Raw genomic sequence first — 17903 nt, forward strand, 5'->3', positions numbered from 1 at the left:
TCGATGCTTGCGTCATGACGTTTGCGCCAATCCGAATGTGTCCTCAAGTATCGAGCGGATTGCCCGTGCGGTTCAGTGCGGCGAGTTCTCCGAAATCCTCGACCGCCTTGTTAGTCATGTCGGAAACGAGAACAAGATCGGCCTTCCGGATTTCAGCAATCTGCTGCCGAGTCAGCATGATGGCAGTCCTGTATAGGCGATCGTGCGCAGACGCTTCGCCATTCGCAGTGGCCGACGGCGACAGCGGGATCGCGTGAGTGAACCTATACTGCGCGCAAGCCGTGGCAGGCGCACGACGGGTGGTTTGCAGGCGGGTTAAGCGTCAGTGTTTTCGAGTAACGGCGCGAAGAATAGAATCGCCGTCGTCGGTGAGGCGTGTGCGCTGAGCCCCGGATGATACCTGCTCCAGGGCGATTAACTGACGTTCGAGCAGGGTATCGAGTTCTCCGCGGTTCAGATCAATCTGCTCGGGCGCGGAAGCGACCAGCATCAGGGTGGCAAATTCGTGCGGGCTTAGCATAGATGTGTCTCCGCCTTAATCTGGATTGAACGTGGTCGGGAAGCATCAACGCTTTGACGCGGCCGACCGTTTCGTATTCGCGAGTCGTTCCAGTCTTCTGAGCGCCGGCGTTGCAAGTTCAGCGACCTGCGGAGCCGGGACACAAATGTTAAATCGGAATCGGGCACGATACCGGATGAAAAAACTGTATGAAAACTGCATCGTTGATAGATGCTCGTGCAGGCAGCAGTCAACGTGACCAACGGGTGGTGTACCGGACGAAATCAACGGCATACGTGAAAGCGCGCAAGCGATCTTCCTTCGTTGAGGTAGAGAATGATATGGAAGCGCTTAATTCTTACGGTGAGCACGGTCGGCTAACGTTGGTCATCGACCAGGAATCAAAAGTCGTTTGATGACGCGGCGGTGTATGAAAAACTTCTCGCGGACGCACGATCGGACATTAGCTCCTCCCCATCTTCCTGCGCATGGAACGAGCAATGCGCCGCGCTGTGAACGAACGTCGAGGTTCGACGTCTGCGCTTCTCGCGACCAGGTCGCTCGCCGGCGATCGTCAGATGTTGCGCAAATCGCCCACTCGAAGTACACGTGGTCAACCTGCACGACTACGAACTGGCAAAAACAGCAACGGATCTGCTGAGCGGCGTAAAAGAGGATAAGCCTGGCGCCTCAATCAACGCGGCCTATCGGACGTTGCGCCATCACTGTGCGAGCAGGCCGTCCCCGATGCAAGCCGGCTCAAACTCAAAGACGATCGTGTTGTCCGGTTTTGCCAACTTCTCGTCCTTGTCGCAGTAGTCGAGCCTCCACAAGATGTCGCGAATGAGATTCAGCCGTGTCAGTCTCTTGTCATCGGCGTGCACGATTCGCCATGGGGCAAAGGTAGTATGCGTACGCACCAGCATCGTGTCGCGAGCGAAGGAGTAGTCTTTCCAATGTTTGACGGCAACTTCGTCAATTGGGCTTGTCTTCCACTGCTTCAGAGGATCCCGTTTCCGTGCGTCGAGTCGCCTTGCCTGTTCATCGCGGCTGATATCGAGGTAGTACTTCAGAAGCCGGATGCCCGAGTCGACCAGCATTGCCTCGAAGCGCGGCACAGACTGCAGAAACTCCTCGTACTGCGATGGCGTGCAAAACCCCATCACATGCTCGACGCCGGCGCGGTTGTACCAACTTCGATTAAAGATCGCGAGTTCTTCTGCGACGGGAAGATACGGCACAAAACGCTGGAAATACCACGCTCCGAGATCTCTGTCCGATGGCCGGCCGAGCGCCACAACACGTGTTTCCCGCGGGCTTAGATGTTCTACGATTCTTTTGATCGCACCATCCTTGCCGGCTGCATCCCGACCTTCGAGTATGACGAGAATCTTGTCCCTGCATCGGAGAAAGTGGCGCTGCAATTTCACCAGTTCGATCTGAAGCCGGCGCAGCTCCGCTTCATATTCGTCCCGGGACAGGACTTTAGGTTCATTGGCTGAACCGGCGTTGGCAAAAGAGTCACGCATCCCGGAACCGATATTTTCTGCTTTCCGCTTGCTCATGGCGCCTCGTCGTCTTGGTCGCATAGAGTGTGAACGTACGGGGCGCAAATAAAGCCGCGATGAACGGCGGGGCCGCTCGTGCGGACCCGCGTTCGTGTCAATTCAATACGGCTGGCTCAAGCGCTTCAGGGGTGTGTCCGGGCGTCTGCTTCATACGTTGGGCCCATGCTGCATTCGCCGGATCAACAGCAGCCGTGATGACGGTGTGTGTGTTGTACTGCATATCGCTGCGGCTATGTAGTGAAGCGAAGACTATGGTTTTGGCCCGATGTGGTGCGCGAATAGACGGCTTCATTGAAGAATCGTATCCATGCACGTGGCTTGTTCGTTGATGCAGATCAACTACGACAATAGCGGGAAGTCCGCGTACTCTGAGGCTCGTTGCGTGCTAGCGGAGGCTTTGAAGCAGGGCAGCAGCGACTACAGATAACCTCGTCATCGCTGTCACTGCCCTTTGAGCGCATTGGGCGTAGAAGCGCTCGACGGGGATGGTCACGCCGATTCGGGGATAACCGACGCCACTGCCGCGACGGTGTCGTGCATTGAGCCGGTTCAAGCACGTCTGAAGGCATCCTGCCGCCGACGCTCGCGCTCGAACGGACTTGACCTGTATCAAGCCTTGGCGTCTTGGCGGCGGTACCCTGCACTGGAGCATGCAGCGAGTCAAACCGCTGCCTGGGGAATCGGAGGAGGACAGAATGCAACATGACGAGCGTTCCCGTTTTCCAGGCGGAAATATCGTGCTGTTGGCGTTCATTGCGATCGGAGGTTTTTATCTGGTCACTGAACACCGGGCGCATCTGCTTGGCTGGCTGCCCTTTCTACTCCTGCTTGCGTGTCCGCTGATGCACCTGTTCATGCATCACGGCGGCCACGGCGGCGACGCTCCCCATCCAGAAGACGAAGACAGGACCGACCGGAATCAGTCGTCGCATTTCCATCATCATTGACCGGTTATTGTCGAGGAGCCAGTCATGCACGATACCTCCGCTGCCTACGGCTTATGGCTACTCGCGGCCGTGAACTCGGCTTTTTTTATCTTCTTCGCCTTCACGTTTTATAAACCGAAGACGAAGCGGGATTGGCGCTCGCTCGGCGCGTTCTCGGCCTTTATCGTGGCGCTGTTTTCCGAAATGTATGGATTTCCGCTGACCATCTATTTGCTGTCGGGCTGGCTGCAGTCCCATTATCCGCAGGTGAACTGGTTTTCGCACGATGCGGGGCACCTCCTGGAAATGATGTTCGGCTGGAAGGTCAATCCGCATTTCGGCCCATTCCATCTGCTGAGTTTCGTGTTTATCGGCGGCGGCTTCTGGATTATTGCGTCCGGATGGCAAGTCCTCTATCGGGCTCAGCGCCGTCACACACTCGCCACGACGGGTGTCTACGCGTACGTTCGCCATCCGCAGTACGTTGGCTTCATGCTGATCATGTTCGGGTTTCTGCTGCAATGGCCAACCCTGCTCACGCTCGCCATGTTCCCGGTACTTGTCTACATGTACACGCGCCTCGCGCACTCCGAGGAGCGCGATTCGCTCGCCGAGTTTGGCCTCGCCTACCGGCGCTACATGGACGAAGTTCCGGCTTTCATTCCGAAGCTCGGCGCACATCATGGCGGTTCGACGCACGACTCTGCCAGTTGAAATCGACCGGGGCGGAACATGGATTTCAATCGGGAACACAAGATCAATTTCCTTTACGTCCTCGCGGCGATGGTCGGGGTGCTGCTGATCCAGAGCCTCGTGTCGCAACCGGATCACATCAGGACAATCCCATACAGCGAATTCCAGCAACTCGCCAGTCAGGGCAAGGTGACCGATCTCGTCGTCGGTCCGACCCGGATCACGGGAACCCTGAAGGATGCGCCGAAGGACTCGCCGCGGCATTTTTCGACTCTGCGCGTCGACCAGGCGCTTGCACAATCGTTGACAAACGAGAATGTGACTTTTTCGGGCGAACCCGAACCGGGTCCGTGGCCGACTATCCTCGGCTGGCTGATGCCGATCGTCGGCTTCGCGCTCGTCTGGATGTTCCTGATCCGGCCGATGTCGATGGGGCCAGGCATGGACGGCATGATGTCGATCGGGAAGAGCAAGGCGAGGGTCTATGTCGAAAAGGACATCAAGGTCACGTTCGCCGATGTCGCCGGTGTGGACGAAGCGAAGGACGAGTTGAAAGAGGTCGTTTCGTTCCTCCGCGATCCGCGCAGTTACGGCCGTCTGGGCGCGCGCGTGCCGAAAGGCGTGCTGCTGGTCGGCCCGCCCGGCACGGGCAAGACGCTTCTGGCACGCGCGGTCGCGGGGGAGGCGGGCGTCGCTTTCTTCTCGATATCGGGCTCCGAGTTCGTGGAGATGTTTGTTGGGGTTGGAGCGGCACGCGTGCGCGATCTGTTCGAGCAGGCGCGCAAGCACGCGCCCGCCATCGTGTTCATCGATGAACTTGACTCGCTCGGCCGGGCGCGCGGCAGTGCGTTTCCGGGCGGCGGCGGTCATGACGAGAAAGAGCAGACACTCAACCAGCTGCTGGCCGAACTCGACGGATTTGACACGTCCATTGGTGTGGTCCTTCTCGCCGCCACCAACCGGCCCGAAATCCTGGACCCGGCACTGCTGCGGGCAGGCCGCTTCGACCGGCAGGTTCTCGTCGACCGGCCGGACAAGAAGGGCCGCGCGCAGATCCTCGAAGTGCACCTGAAGAAGATTGCGCTCGCGCCCGGCGTGCCAGTCGATGACATTGCCGCACTCACCCCGGGATTTTCAGGCGCCGACCTCGCCAATCTCGTGAACGAGGCGGCGATACTTGCGACGCGCCGACATGCGGAGAATGTCTCGCTCGACGACTTCACGCAGGCTATCGAGCGGATCGTTGCCGGTCTCGAGAAGCGTAATCGTCTCCTCAACGCGCACGAGCGGGAAGTCGTGGCGCACCACGAAATGGGCCATGCGCTCGTCGCGATGACATTGCCGGGCGTCGACATGGTCCAGAAGATTTCGATTATCCCGCATGGCATTGCAGCGCTCGGTTATACGATTCAACGCCCGACCGAGGAACGTTTCCTGATGGACAGGGCCGAGCTGATGAATCGCATGGCGGTGTTGCTAGGCGGCCGGGCAGCGGAGCGACTGATATTCGCGGACGTGTCGACGGGCGCGGCCGACGATCTCGCGAAGGCGAGTGCGATCGCCCGCAGCATGGTGGTGCGATTTGGGATGGACCCGACACTGGGGCAGGTCGCATATGAACCTGAGACCACCTCGGCTCTCGGTCTGCCGAACGGATCTGAGTGGCGGCCGCGCCAGTACGGCGAACAGACGGCAGCCGCGATCGACGCCGCAGTGCGCGAGCTGATCGAGACCGCATCCGCTTGCGCCTTTTCGATCCTGCAGGCCAACCGGGGATTGCTCGAGAGCGCCGCGCGGGACCTGCTCGCAAAGGAAACGATGTCGGGCGAGGAACTGCAAGCCTTATTGAGCCAGCTTGGCGGCGGTGCAGCGTCCGCGTCGGTGCTGCGGGATGGTGGCGACGGCGCCGCCGATGCGGGACAGGACCGCTCCGGCGAGCACAGGGCGCTGACGGTTGAAGGTGGGGAGGCGCAATGAGAGCACTGATCGCACTGGTTCTCCTTGCCATCGTGCTGTTCGCGATTGTCGCGACCATTGCGAGTGCGTAAAGTGGCGTCAACCAGCACCAGCGTCTGCCGATGGATGACATCCACATGTACCGTCTGCTGCCTCGGGAGCACATCCCGCATTTCACTCGGAGCCCACGTTTAAAAAACATCGTGACAGACGCCTTCTGCCTGGATGAGCGCGACGTCGCCGCCGTCACTTCGCGTGGCGCGAATCCGATTCCCGTTCGACTGCTTCGTTGATATCCCGCTGGCTCTCTCGCGATAGCCGCAGACTCGTCCAGATCACCCACACTGGACAGGCAAGCAGAAGGACCGCGACGACAAGCGATAGCGCAGAGCCACGATAAAAGTAGAGGACGCCCACGGCCAGCACCAGCGCCAGCGCGGTGCAGAACCGTGGCGCTAACCGCTTCATGTCGATACCTCCTCTCCGACTTCGCCAAACCGTTGACGTTTGAGCAATGCAGAATTTGCGACCACGCTCAGCGACGACAGCGACATCGCAGCAGCAGCAATGATCGGATTGAGGAGTCCGAACGCGGCGACGGGAATGCCGATCGTGTTATAGACAAATGCCCAGAACAGATTCTGTTTGATCTTGCGCATCGTGGCGGTTGACAGCTCGATGGCAGTTGCGACGTCGCGTACGTCGTTGCGGATCAGGATGATGCCGCCCGTTTCCTTGGCGACGTCCGATCCCGAACCGATCGCAACGCCGATATCGGCCGTCGCCAGGGCAGGCGCATCGTTCACGCCGTCGCCGACCATCGCGACAACTTCGCCTTCGCGCTGCAGGATACGGATGTTCTCCACCTTGTCGTCGGGCAATACGTCGGCGATGACGCGATCGATGCCCACCAGCCGCGCGATCGCTTCTGCAGTGCGGCGATTGTCGCCGCTAAGCAGCACGATTTTGATGCCTCGCGCCTTTAGCGCCGATATGGCCTGAGCGGCTTCCGGCTTGACGGTGTCGGCAACCGCGATAACGCCCAGCAACTCATCGTCAGAACCGACCAGCATGGCGGTCTTGCCGTCAGCTTCCAGTTGGGCCAGCGTCGCATCGGCTGCTCCAATCGGGATCGACTGCTGCGCAAAAAGACGGCGGTTGCCTAGCCACACACGCCGCCCGTCGACCTCGCCTCGAATTCCAAGGCCGGAGAGCGCCTCGATGGCGCTCGCCTTCGGAACGAGGCGGGCGCGGTGCTCCGCCGCTCGTACGATCGCCTGACCGAGCGGGTGCTCCGAGCCCGATTCCACAGCAGCGGCGAGCGACAACAGTTCGTCTTGGTCGCGGTGCTGGCCAATCGGGACGATATCGGTCACGGTCGGCTCCCCTCGGGTGATCGTTCCCGTCTTGTCAAAAACGACGGTCGTGAGTTTCTGGGCACGCTCCAGCACTTCCGCGCCGCGAATGAGGATGCCGGCGTCCGCTCCCTTGCCCACGCCGACCATCAGGGCAGCGGGTGTCGCGACGCCGAGCGCGCACGGACAGGAGATAATCAGGACAGCAATGAACGCAAGCAGCCCCAGAGCAAACTGGCCAGCAATCGTCCAGCCGATCAGGGCGAGCAACGCGACCGCGACGACGGCGGGCACAAAATAGCCGGTCACCTGATCGGCGAGGCGCTGGATCTGGGCCGAACTCGCCTGAGCGTCTTCGACCATCCGGATGATCTGCGCCAGCGCGGTGTCGGCGCCGATCCTGGTGGCCCGGAACGTGAACGCCCCGGAACGGTTGAGCGTGCCGCCGATCACGGCAGCGCCCGGCGCTTTTTCGACGGGCATCGACTCGCCCGTGAGCATCGATTCGTCGACGCTCGACTGACCTTCTGTCACGGTGCCGTCGGTCGGGATCTTTTCGCCGGGCCGTACAACCACCTGCTCCGATACCATGATGCTCTCAGCCGGGATTTCTACCTCCTTGCCATCGCGAATAACAATGGCGACCGCCGGTTTGAGATCGAGTAGCCGGCGCACCGCCGCCGACGATTTCTTCTTGATGATTTCTTCCATGTATCGGCCGAGCAGCACGAAGGCGATGATGACGGCCGATACCTCAAAGTAGACATCACGCTCGGCCACCTTGACGGGGAGCCACGATGGGAAGAACAACACGACGACGCTATAAAAGTACGCCACCGACGTGCCGAGAGCGACGAGGAAATCCATGTTGATGTTGCGGGTGCGGATCGCATTCCACGCGCCTTTATAGAAGCTCCAGCCACCGATGAACTGCACGGGCGTGACGAGCAGGAAAAGCCAGATGCCCCAGGTGAACCACGGCAGTGCGGGGATCGGCGCCCACGTGAGGAGCGTCGCGCCGGCAGCCAGTGCGAGGAAGGCCCCGGCGCGCAGGATCGCCAGCGCGAGCACACCCGTGAGGGCGATCGCCACGCGCCGCTTCATCGCCTTCATTTCGGTTTCCGGCGACTCGAACGTGTGCAGGCAGGTCTCGCTGCAGAAATAGTATTTGCGGTTTCCGCGAACGGTCGACAGCGCGGTCGCCTTGTTCACCATCATGCCGCAGATCGGGTCCTTGGCCAGTTGCGCGCCGCTTGCCGTGGCGGGCGCCATCGACGTACCGGCTTCATCGCGCCTCGCGGGTTGATCCGGCGCGCCGGATCCCGCATACCGTGCGGGATCCGCAAGAAAGCTGTCATGGCAGCGCTGGGAACAGAACCAGTAGCGCTTGTTGTCGAAATCGTCGCTGCCAGCGGAGGTCGTCGGCCGAATCTCCATGCCGCATACGGGATCGCGTACGAACTCAGGCGAGCCCACAACCGCCGGGGACGCAGTGGGAAGTACGTCATCGTGGGCGCGTGCCATGAGGCCCCGGAAACGATGGTTCACGGATTCGGTTGGCATGCTGGCCTCGGTGATGTCGATTTGCAGTACGCGCACTGTGCGTCACGCACTTGGGCGGTTCCAGTCTGCTCCACGGTAGTACGTGGGACTTGATACCGATCAACTGAATGCAGGGATTCACTCGCGACGTGAGACAACGATCCGCTCTGCGATCGCGGGGTATCGACACGCCACGAAATGCGGGTCGCAATTCGCAGTAGCTCTCGCGACAAGCTGCATTGGTATGTGCAAAGTGCCTTACCGATTTGCCGTGGCAGCTTTGATACGGATCAGCAACTGATCGATGGGACAGTCAGGGTCCCCCGATGCTGACAACTTGTCCCGCGAGGCCGTGCAAGCTGGCCATCGAACTGCCTGTCGTCGAGCGGTCGGTGGGATCGGGATGGCCATTTCATTACGTCGCGTCTGCGCAGTTTGAGCGCCCGACAGCCATCCGGAGAGCGCCGGCGATGAACGCGACTGAGACGATCACGATGACGTTGCGCGAGGGGACCGGTTCAAGGTGATTCAGGCCGTGACCGTGGCCCGGCTCAGACCGGGCCAGGCCGCCGGCCGGCTTTGGTGTGAGCCGCTGCACCCTCACGGCGCACGGCAGCAGTTCGGTCCTCGTCGAGGGGCGCGCGGCACAGGATCGTGCAAAATACCGCATCTGGAATGCGGAGGATGGTACGTGGGCATCAACTTCGACCTGAACGACTTGCAGGCGTTTAGAGCAGTAGTGGAACTGGGAAGCTTTCGCAAGGCCGCCGAGGCGGTAAACATTTCGCAACCGGCCCTGAGCCGCCGGATCGACAAGCTCGAAGAGGCGCTCGGCGTGCGTCTGTTCGAGCGCACCACGCGCAGCGTCACGCTCACCACCGTCGGTCGCGTCTTCGCGCCTAGTGCCGAACAGCTGCTCGATGACCTCGACGTCGCGTTGCTCGGCATACGAGATGTGTCTTCGAGCAGATTGGGGCATGTGACCATCGCGTGCGTACCTTCGGTTGCCTACTACTTCCTGCCAGGCGCCGTCGCGAGCTATCATCGCCGCTTTCCGCGGATCAGGGTCAAGATTCTGGATTCCAGCGCCAACGACGTCCTTGCCGCGGTGATCAGCGGAGAGGCTGACTTTGGCGTGAGCTTTATGGGGAGCCAGGAACCCGACGTCGAGTTCAAGATGCTGCTGCAGGAGCGCTTCGTCGCCGCTTGCCGCCGCGACCACCCGCTCGCACGCAAGAAACGCGTGACCTGGAACGAGCTTTACGAGCACGAATATGTTTCGGTGGACAAGACTTCCGGCAACCGGCTGCTGCTCGACCAGGCGCTCGGGGCTGTGTCGCCGCGTATGCCGAGCGTCTGCGAGACCCGCCACGTCACAACCATGCTTGGTCTCGTCGAGGCGGGCCTCGGTGTCGCCGCAGTGCCGTCGATGGCGATGCCGGGACGCAATCATCATATTCTCACGAGCGTACCGCTTGTCGAACCGGTGGTGAAGCGGCGCGTGGGTATCGTGAGGCGTCGCGGGCGACCGCTGACACCGGCCGCCCAGGAGTTCCACAAAACGATTGTCGAGATGAGGCACGGCGCCGCCGCCAGTGGCGACACGTCGGACGACGATGCGTCGCTGAAAAAGCGGCCAGGCAGGAAGACTTCATCGTGAGGTTAGTCAGACTGCTTCGCATGCTCTACGTGCAGGTTGTGCTGGCCATGGTGCTCGGTATGGCAGTCGGCCACTTCTTACCGCAAGCGGGCACGCTGCTAAAACCCTTGAGCGATGGGTTCGTTGGCCTCGTGCGGATGATGATCACGCCGATCGTCTTCTGCACGATCGTCTCGGGGATCACGTCGCTCGCGAGCGGAAAGGCGATTGGCCGCACGATTGTTCAGGCGCTTGCGCTCTTTTATCTTCTGACAGCCGCGGCGCTTGCGCTCGGGCTCATCTCGGCCTTCGTGCTGCGACCCGGCGAAGGTATGCACATCGACGCGGGCCATCTCGACGTGAGCGTCCTCGCGCAATATGCGAAGGACCCGCATCCGCGCGGCGTTGTGGCGTTCGCGTTGAGCCTCATCCCCGAGACGGTGCTCGGTGCCTTCGACAAGGGCGAGGTGCTGCCAGTGCTGCTGCTTTCGCTGCTTTTCGGGTTTTCGCTAAATTGCCATCCGAAGGTGGGCAAGCCGGTGCTCGCGCTCATCGACGGCATCGCTCAGACGCTGTTCCGCATCCTCGCCATGATCATGCGACTCGCTCCCCTGGGCGCATTCGGCGCGATGGCTTTCACCGTGGGCCGCTTCGGAATCCGCTCAGTCGGCTCGCTTGGTATGTTGATGGTGTCGTTTTACGTGGCGTGCGCGCTGTTCATCGCGCTCATTCTCGCTCCGCTGGCGCGCCTGCACGGTTTCGCGCTTTGGCGGCTCCTGCGCTACATGCGCGAGGAGTTGCTCATTGTTCTGGCGACGTCGTCGACGGAGCCAGTCCTGCCGCGCCTGATCGCAAAGCTGGAGGCGCTCGGCTGCGACAAGGGAGTAGTGGGGCTCGTGTTGCCCGCGGGCTATTCGTTCAATCTCGACGGGACCGCGATCTATCTGACGCTCGCGTCGATGTTCATTGCGCAGGCATGCGACGTGCCGCTATCCGCTCCGCAGATCGCCACGATGCTCGCAGTCATGCTGCTCACGTCGAAGGGCGCGGCCGGCGTGTCGGGCAGCGGCCTCGTCGCGCTCGTCGCGACGCTGACGGTGATTCCCGATCTGCCCGTCGCCGGGGTGGCGCTGCTGGTGGGCATCGACCGCTTCATGTCCGAGGCTCGCGCGTTGACGAGCGTGATCAGCAACGCGTGCGCAGTGATCTTCGTTTCGATGTGGGAAGGAAGTTGCGATCGCACGCGTCTCGCGTGGATGCTCGGGGCAGGCGCGCCAGGCGGCGCGGAAGGTGCGGAAGAGCCCGTGCAGAATGCCCCGAGAAGGTGAGATGAAGGCTGCCTGAGGCCAGCCTTCCTTGATGTCTGTCTCAGTGAGCGGAGATGCTGTCGAGCCCGGTCGATTTCACTTCCGCTTGTACGCCAGGTGACGCGAGATAGTCGAGCAGGGCTTTCGCTTCCTTCGGATGCTGCGCACTGACGGGAATGCCGGCGGCGAAACGCGTGACGGACTGCAGAGACTCAGGAATCTTTCCGACGAAGGCCGCGCCCTTGACGGGCAACAATTCGCTCACCTGCTGGAAGCCGATTTCGTAGTCGCCGTTTGCCACCACGGAGGCGACGGGGATCCGCGGGATCATCTTCGCTTTCGACTTGACCTGCTCCTCGATGCCGAGTTTCCGGAACAACTCGCGCTCGATGTAGACGCCGCTCGCGCTGTCCGAATACGCAATCGACTTCGCATGCAGCAGCGTCTGCCGGAGCCCGTCTGCCGAGCTGATATCGGGTTTAGCCGCGCCTTCACGCACGACCATGCCGATTCGCGAATCGGCCAGATCGACCCGCGATCCGGGAATTACCTTGCCCTCCTTGATCAACTCGTCAAGTGCATAGCCAACCATGATGACGGCGTCCGCGGGCTCGCCCCGCGCGAGCCTGTTGGGGATCGCTTCAGGCGATTTGCCCATCGACGGACCCAGCGCGGTGTCAAGCGTGTTGCCCGTCTCGGATGCAAACCTGGGGCCGAGCACCTTATACGCCGCGGTGAAGCCGCCCGAACTCATGACATGCAGGTCGGCGGCTTGCACGTTGGCGGCAGCCGCCGAGGTGGCCACGAGCGCCGTCGCGCATAGTTTAAGAAGCAGATTTTTCATGATCGAAGTCGTGTCAGATAGCAGGGAATAGATGCTCGTGCAATGACATGCGCGTTAGTGCGCCGGCGTCAGCGTAGCCGCGCGCCTACGATAGAGTGCGAACGTCGCACAAAGCGCGCACGCTGCGGCGAAGCTCATCCAGTAGCCAGGTGCGGCCTTGTCGCCAGTCATGTGAATGAGCGCTGTCGAAATCGCCGGCGTAAATCCCCCGAACACCGCCGTCGCGAGGCTATAGGCGAGCGAGAAGCCCGCCACACGTACCTGAACCGGCATTACTTCCGTGAGCGCGACGACCATTGCGCCGTTATAGATGCCGTACATGAACGAGAGCCATAGGAGCGCGAGCAGCATGTTGAGGAAGCTCGGTGCGTGCGCGAGCAGCGACAGCGCCGGGTAGGCGGTGGCGATGGCAAGTAACGTCATGCCGACGAGAAGGGGCCGGCGGCCGATCTTGTCGGAGAGCGCTCCACCGACCGGGAGCCACACGAAGTTCGACAGGGCGACACACAGGGTCACGAGCAAACTGTCCGCAGTGCTCAAATGCAGGACCGTCTTGCCGAAGGTCGGCGCGTAGACCGTGATGAGATAGAAGCTCGCGGTGGTCATTGCGACCAGCATCATGCCGGCGATCACGACGGGCCAGTTTTGGACCAGCGTGCGGAACACTTCGTTCATGCTCGGGCGATGCTGGCGCGCCTTGAATTCCTGCGTTTCTTCGAGATTGCGCCGCAGCATGAAGATGAACGGCACGATCATGCAGCCGACGAAGAACGGAACTCGCCATCCCCACGCCGCAATGGCCGTGGCGTTCAGCCATTGGTTGAGCGCGAAGCCAAGGGCCGCAGCCACGACGATCGCTACCTGCTGGCTCGCGGACTGCCAGCTCGTGAAGAAGCCTTTACGGCCGGGCGTAGCCATTTCGGCGAGATACACCGACACGCCCCCCAGTTCCGCGCCTGCCGAGAAGCCCTGCAGCAGCCGGCCGATGAGCACCAGCACTGGCGCCAGAAGGCCAATGCTCGTGTAGCCCGGCACGAACGCGATGAGGATGGTGCCGCTTGCCATGATGGAAAGCGTGACGATGAGACCCTTGCGGCGGCCCACGTCGTCGATGTACGCCCCGAGCACTATTGCGCCCAGAGGCCGCATGAGAAAACCCGCGCCGAAAACAGCGAACGTCATCATCAACGACGCGAATTCACTCCCGGCGGGAAAGAAGACGTTGGCGATTTGTGTGGCATAGAAGCCGAACAGAAAAAAGTCGAACTGCTCCAGAAAGTTTCCGGCCGTTACCCGGAAGACCGCTGCGGCCTTTGATCGTCCCGTTGAAAGCGTAGAGTGTGAGGGGTGCATCGATGTCTCCTGAAATTCCGAAATATGCGGCCATCCGCACTTTGTCATTTCGCATATGGTGGCGCGTGGCCGCCGAAACGATAAGTGCAATTTTCTGAACGATTGATGTCTTACCGTTATCAATTCGCATTACCTTCGACTCCGCCGTGCGCTATGGTTCAACCAGCGGGTTGAACAGCGCCCGGCGGCGCTTCAGATGCGAGCCATCAGGCCACGAAGCGGCACTGTGAAGCGGGCGTACGCGTGTCCATATTGCGGCCACGGTTGAGGTGATCGTCGATTTCCGCCGCACAGCCGAGCATGCGCGGGTACAGAAAGATCGTGAACGCTGCCGTTTCGAGATCTGCCTCGGTGATGTCGCCGCGTCTAAGCGGCTGCCAGAGCATCTTCAGAAGCAGCGCGGCGATCACGGCATCCACGTTGACGCAGTAGACGGTGCGCGAGACGCCCGCGTCGAACAATGCCTGTACCAGCGCACGGTAGTACGCATGAAACGCGTTGTACTCGCCGCGTCTCTCGTAAAGGCCGGCGATGAACACCTCGCGTGGATCGTGATTGATCGGCTTGTCCTTGAACACCGGGTGATTCACGCCCGGCAGCTTGGCGATGTCGAGGCTGCCCGCATGCTTCTGACGGGCCTTGTACTGTGCGTAGCGCTCGACGGAACGCCGTGCGAGCGCGTCGAGGTCGACGCCGTGTTGCGCGTTGGCAGGATCGTCGAGGCCGCTGTCGCGAAATGCGTCATTGAGAAACGCGATACCTTCATAGCCGTTGCCGCCGTGCGTATAGCCAGTGTGCGTGAGAAAACCCGTCAGCGCCTTGTTCAGTTGCACGCGTTCGGGCGATTCGGGGCCGTCAGCGGATACCGCGCCCTTCGCGCCCTGCGCCGAGATCGCGCCGGGTCCGTTCGTGAGCAGCAATCCCGTCAGCGTGCTGAGTGCGAACAGGTCGTCGTCGGATGGCTTCAGGCCGAGCAGCGCGGCAAACGCGGTTTCCGTCAACGAACGCTCGCCGAGCAATGCTTCCGTGGAGAGGCCGCAGAAGCTGTCAGGATGGTGGCGGGACGCGTCCGCCGAGGCGCCGATTAGCGTGCCGAAGAGCGTCGTCCACCACGGCAGGTTCTCCGCCGTCAGACGCGAGATGCGCTTGCGCATGAGCGGGCCCCAGGCGAGTGTCGTCGTGATCGCCGCGAGCACGGCGTCCGCGCGCGGATGCCCCGGGCCGTTGGCAATCCACCGCACGAATGCCGAACTCACGCCGCGTGCAGCGAGCCCGTCGAGCATCGCTTTCGCCTTGGGGTCGGGTGCGTCGGAGAAGAGTGCCGCGCTGCCTTTCGTGTCGATCGCGTCGACGTCGAAATCGCGATCGAATGCGTTCGCGAGTTTTGCTGCGGAGAACCGGTCGATCATCAGCCTGGCTGCTTCGCGCGCCGCGAGCTGGCGGTTCGGCCCGACAATCGCGGCGGCGGCGGCGAGCACGGCGTTGGGTGCATTGCCCGCTTCCCGCGCCGCTTGCGCCGCCGCCAGTTCAGGCGTGCCATACAGGTTCACTGCCGCGCCGACCGCGACGTCGATGAGCTTCTCGTCGTTTGCGCCGCCGAACTCGTGCAACAGTGCGAGGCACACGTTCGCTTCGAAGGAATGCGTCGCCGCTTCGAGCATCGACACGCCGTGCAGGCTGCTGACCTGAGACTTCGCATCCATCTGCGAGGCGCCCGAGGCGTCTTTCAACGGCTGCCGCGGCGGGATCGCGCCGATCTGGTCATTCACCCGCGCAACCTGCTCGTCATAAGGTGCTACTGCTTTCACAACTGCAAGCGCCAGATCGTCGGGCAGATCGAGCCCCTGATCCGAGCCGAACCACGGCTTGAGCGCGAGGCTGCCTTCGGGCTCGAAGTCGGGCATCGTTGCATTCGCGCGCATCACCGCCGTGAGCGCGGCAGGGATATGGGCGATGTTCGTCACCACCGCGCCCTTCGCCGAGCAGCACGGATCGTCGGGCGTGAAGAGCCGTTCGACGCCGAACTTCTCCTTGAACCAGCGTTCCTTCGCGAGCGCATCGTCGGCGCCGCCCGACATCGCGCCCGCATGTCCGACTGCGCGCGTGAGACGGCTTTTCCAGCGGCCCACTACGCACGCTACCACGGGCTTGTTGAAGTGCGCGTCGGCTTCGTAGTATCCGCCGGGCTCGCAGTACAGCACGGCCGCCTTGCTGCGCGCGTCGTTGGCAAGGGCAAAGGCGAATTCTGGCGCGGCATAGTGGATGTAGACATCCTTTCCGCTGGAAATGACGGTCGATGTCCCCCAGCCGCTCATGCGCAGGTACTGTGCGATCGTGGTGCTGAAGCCACCGGAGTTCGAGAAGATCGCGACCGACCCCTGGCGCAGTGTGGCGCCCGGATCGTCACCGCCGATCCGCACGCGCTGCCATGAGTCCGCGACGCCCAGCCCGTTTGCGCCGAAGATATCGATGCCCGCCTGCTGTCCCATCGCGCGGATCTCACGCGCGTCGTGCACGGCAATCTTCTCCGTAATGATGAAGATCTTGCGCAGATCCGGATTCACGCGGATCAACTCGGCCACGCCGTCGCGCGCCGCGGAAGGCGGCAGATAGACGACGCCGCAGTTGAACCGATGCCCGGCTTCCAGACCCTCTCGCACATTGTTGAAGACAGGAATGTCGCCCGCGGGCGTTGCGAGCACCTGTCCGCCTTTGCCGGGCGCCGTGCCGAACACCACATTCGCGCCCGAGAAGGCGTGACTCACCGGCGTCACATCGGACGACTCGCCACCAAGGATATTGAGCACGCAGACGCGATCTTCGCGGGTAGCGATGTCCGCCAGCGACTGTATCCCGACGAAGTATTTGAAGTGGCTGTTGCCTTGCTTGTGCATGTCGATCTCCTCAGGCCGATGCCATTTGCGATTGAGCGTCGCGCGCGCCGATGCGCGCCGCGACCTGCGAGCGTCCACCCGATTGCATCCATGCATCGGCCCTACGTGCGTACTGGATCACTTCGCTGATGTCGGAATCGAAACCGAAGAGGCGGTAAGGCAGGCCGAGCGAATCGCAGGTGTCGCGCAATGCGGACATGCCACGTACCAGGTTGGGACCGCCGCGCCCGAGAACGACGTAGAGCGGCGTCGGACCATGCTCGCTGAAGTGCTCGCGTAGCGCATCGGCCATCGCGCGCAGGGTTTCGTAAATATCGGTGTTGTTGGACTTGCCGCCGATGATGAAGAGCACGTTGGACTGCTTAAGCCAGTGCCGGAAGCAGATGCGCGCCACTTCCTTCATCTTTTCGTATGGCGGATTGCCGCCGAAGTCCGACGAGATGATGGCGGCGTCGCCCAGCATTTCCGTGACGAGCGAATTCGCGCCACCTCCGAACGTGGGCGCGAGGATGGTGCCGCGCTCGTTGATCACGTAGACATCGCTTTGTCCCTGGTGCGTGCGAAGCTGGTTGATTTCCTGCTCGAAATCCGAGTAGTCAGCAGCGAAGAGATGGGGCGGGAGACCGAGCCGGGAGAAACGCGGATCGTCGCGATCGAATCCGCACTTGAAGTCGCAGGCCACCGGCGTGAGACGCCCCTTTTTATCTTCGCGCATGCGGATCGGGTTGAGTTCGAGCGTCGTCATGCCGAAATCATGGAAGAGCTCCCAGAGCTTCGGCAACTGCTGGACGAGTGGCGAGATGATTTCACGCGGCGCGCCGATCTCGCTCAGCGCATTCGCGACGACGAACGCCTTCAGTCCCGTCAGCGCATCGAACGGCACCATCGCGACGTGCTGTGGATCGACCTCCTCGATGTCCATTCCGCCCATGTGCGACAGCGTCATGGTGGGCGCGCGAAAACGCGTCGAATCGGTGATCGAAAAATAGACTTCGTGTTTGGCGGGTACACCCGCTTCGAATGTCACGCCATTCGCCTTGGCCCTCACATGACCAACAACGTGCTCCGCGAAGTAGAGCCGTTCTTTTTCCGCGAGCGCAGTCTTGAGATCCGTTGCGCGGCCGAGCAGGCCGGCTTTGCCTTTCTTGCCTACACCGCCCTTGAACACCGGCTTGATAAATATCTGACCGTGCCCGTCGATGAGCGACTTGATCTCTTCCTCGCTGGCGCCAGGGCCCAGCACTTCGCTGGACGGAAAGCCGACAAATTGCAGCAGGCGTGCGCCGTGCAACATTCCAGTGATCTGCATGTGAAGTGTCTCCTGAAA

The 17903-nt window shown here is 61.6% G+C and carries 14 protein-coding genes; 5 read left to right on the forward strand and 9 right to left on the reverse strand.

The window, feature by feature from the left end; translation table 11 throughout:
- Positions 1 to 43 precede the first annotated feature (43 nt).
- From BPHY_RS43930 to ppk2, 3 genes are all read right to left on the reverse strand, one after another.
- On the reverse strand, positions 44 to 178 hold the full coding sequence (locus BPHY_RS43930; RefSeq protein WP_012405224.1) for a hypothetical protein: 135 nt from the start codon (positions 176 to 178) through the stop codon (positions 44 to 46).
- 144 nt (positions 179 to 322) lie between these two features.
- On the reverse strand, positions 323 to 520 hold the full coding sequence (locus BPHY_RS30000; RefSeq protein WP_012405225.1) for a hypothetical protein: 198 nt from the start codon (positions 518 to 520) through the stop codon (positions 323 to 325).
- A 701-nt stretch (positions 521 to 1221) separates the two neighbouring features.
- A complete protein-coding gene (gene ppk2, locus BPHY_RS30005) occupies positions 1222 to 2028 on the reverse strand; it encodes a polyphosphate kinase 2 (RefSeq protein ID WP_244257717.1) in 807 nt (268 codons plus the stop codon).
- A gap of 734 nt (positions 2029 to 2762) precedes the next feature.
- Between ppk2 and BPHY_RS30010 the strand changes: the two genes are divergently transcribed.
- The 3 genes from BPHY_RS30010 to ftsH are packed head-to-tail and all read left to right on the forward strand — an operon-like array spanning position 2763 to position 5663.
- Positions 2763 to 3014 carry a DUF2933 domain-containing protein gene (locus BPHY_RS30010; RefSeq protein WP_041765656.1) on the forward strand — a complete coding sequence of 84 codons (252 nt, stop codon included), beginning with the start codon at positions 2763 to 2765 and terminating at the stop codon, positions 3012 to 3014.
- A 24-nt stretch (positions 3015 to 3038) separates the two neighbouring features.
- The gene (locus tag BPHY_RS30015; protein ID WP_012405228.1) at positions 3039 to 3707 is read left to right on the forward strand and encodes a methyltransferase family protein; all 669 of its coding nucleotides are present in this window, start codon (positions 3039 to 3041) and stop codon (positions 3705 to 3707) included.
- A gap of 18 nt (positions 3708 to 3725) precedes the next feature.
- Entirely contained in the window at positions 3726 to 5663 is a 1938-nt protein-coding gene (gene ftsH / locus BPHY_RS30020; RefSeq protein WP_012405229.1) for an ATP-dependent zinc metalloprotease FtsH, read from the forward strand.
- Between the two features lie 225 nt (positions 5664 to 5888).
- Here the strand turns inward: ftsH and BPHY_RS30025 are convergent, their stop codons facing one another.
- Together BPHY_RS30025 and BPHY_RS30030 are read right to left on the reverse strand one after the other, a co-directional pair.
- Positions 5889 to 6110 (reverse strand): hypothetical protein, encoded by a 222-nt coding sequence (locus BPHY_RS30025; RefSeq protein ID WP_041765657.1) that lies wholly within the window; start codon positions 6108 to 6110, stop codon positions 5889 to 5891.
- Positions 6107 to 8560, reverse strand: coding sequence for a heavy metal translocating P-type ATPase (locus BPHY_RS30030; RefSeq protein WP_041766033.1), 2454 nt, complete (start codon positions 8558 to 8560; stop codon positions 6107 to 6109). The genes BPHY_RS30025 and BPHY_RS30030 overlap by 4 nt, the downstream gene beginning before the upstream one ends.
- Before the next feature lie 670 nt (positions 8561 to 9230).
- Between BPHY_RS30030 and BPHY_RS30035 the strand changes: the two genes are divergently transcribed.
- On the forward strand, positions 9231 to 10199 hold the full coding sequence (locus BPHY_RS30035) for a LysR family transcriptional regulator (RefSeq protein WP_012405231.1): 969 nt from the start codon (positions 9231 to 9233) through the stop codon (positions 10197 to 10199).
- The gene (gene dctA / locus BPHY_RS30040) at positions 10196 to 11506 is read left to right on the forward strand and encodes a C4-dicarboxylate transporter DctA (protein ID WP_012405232.1); all 1311 of its coding nucleotides are present in this window, start codon (positions 10196 to 10198) and stop codon (positions 11504 to 11506) included. Before BPHY_RS30035 ends, dctA begins: the two co-directional genes overlap by 4 nt.
- A gap of 40 nt (positions 11507 to 11546) precedes the next feature.
- Here dctA and BPHY_RS30045 read toward each other — a convergent pair whose 3' ends face one another.
- From BPHY_RS30045 to BPHY_RS30060, 4 genes are all read right to left on the reverse strand, one after another.
- Positions 11547 to 12329: a substrate-binding domain-containing protein gene (locus tag BPHY_RS30045; protein WP_012405233.1), complete on the reverse strand. Its 783-nt coding sequence runs from the start codon at positions 12327 to 12329 to the stop codon at positions 11547 to 11549.
- 54 nt (positions 12330 to 12383) lie between these two features.
- Complete coding sequence (gene tcuC / locus BPHY_RS30050; protein WP_012405234.1) at positions 12384 to 13682, reverse strand: MFS transporter; 1299 nt, start codon at positions 13680 to 13682, stop codon at positions 12384 to 12386.
- 206 nt (positions 13683 to 13888) lie between these two features.
- Positions 13889 to 16576, reverse strand: coding sequence for a CoA-binding protein (locus BPHY_RS30055; RefSeq protein WP_012405235.1), 2688 nt, complete (start codon positions 16574 to 16576; stop codon positions 13889 to 13891).
- 10 nt (positions 16577 to 16586) lie between these two features.
- Positions 16587 to 17885, reverse strand: a complete 1299-nt coding sequence (locus tag BPHY_RS30060) for an ATP-grasp domain-containing protein (protein WP_012405236.1) — start codon at positions 17883 to 17885, stop codon at positions 16587 to 16589.
- Positions 17886 to 17903 lie beyond the last annotated feature (18 nt).

It is taken from the genome of Paraburkholderia phymatum STM815, assembly GCF_000020045.1.
Lineage (GTDB): Bacteria > Pseudomonadota > Gammaproteobacteria > Burkholderiales > Burkholderiaceae > Paraburkholderia > Paraburkholderia phymatum.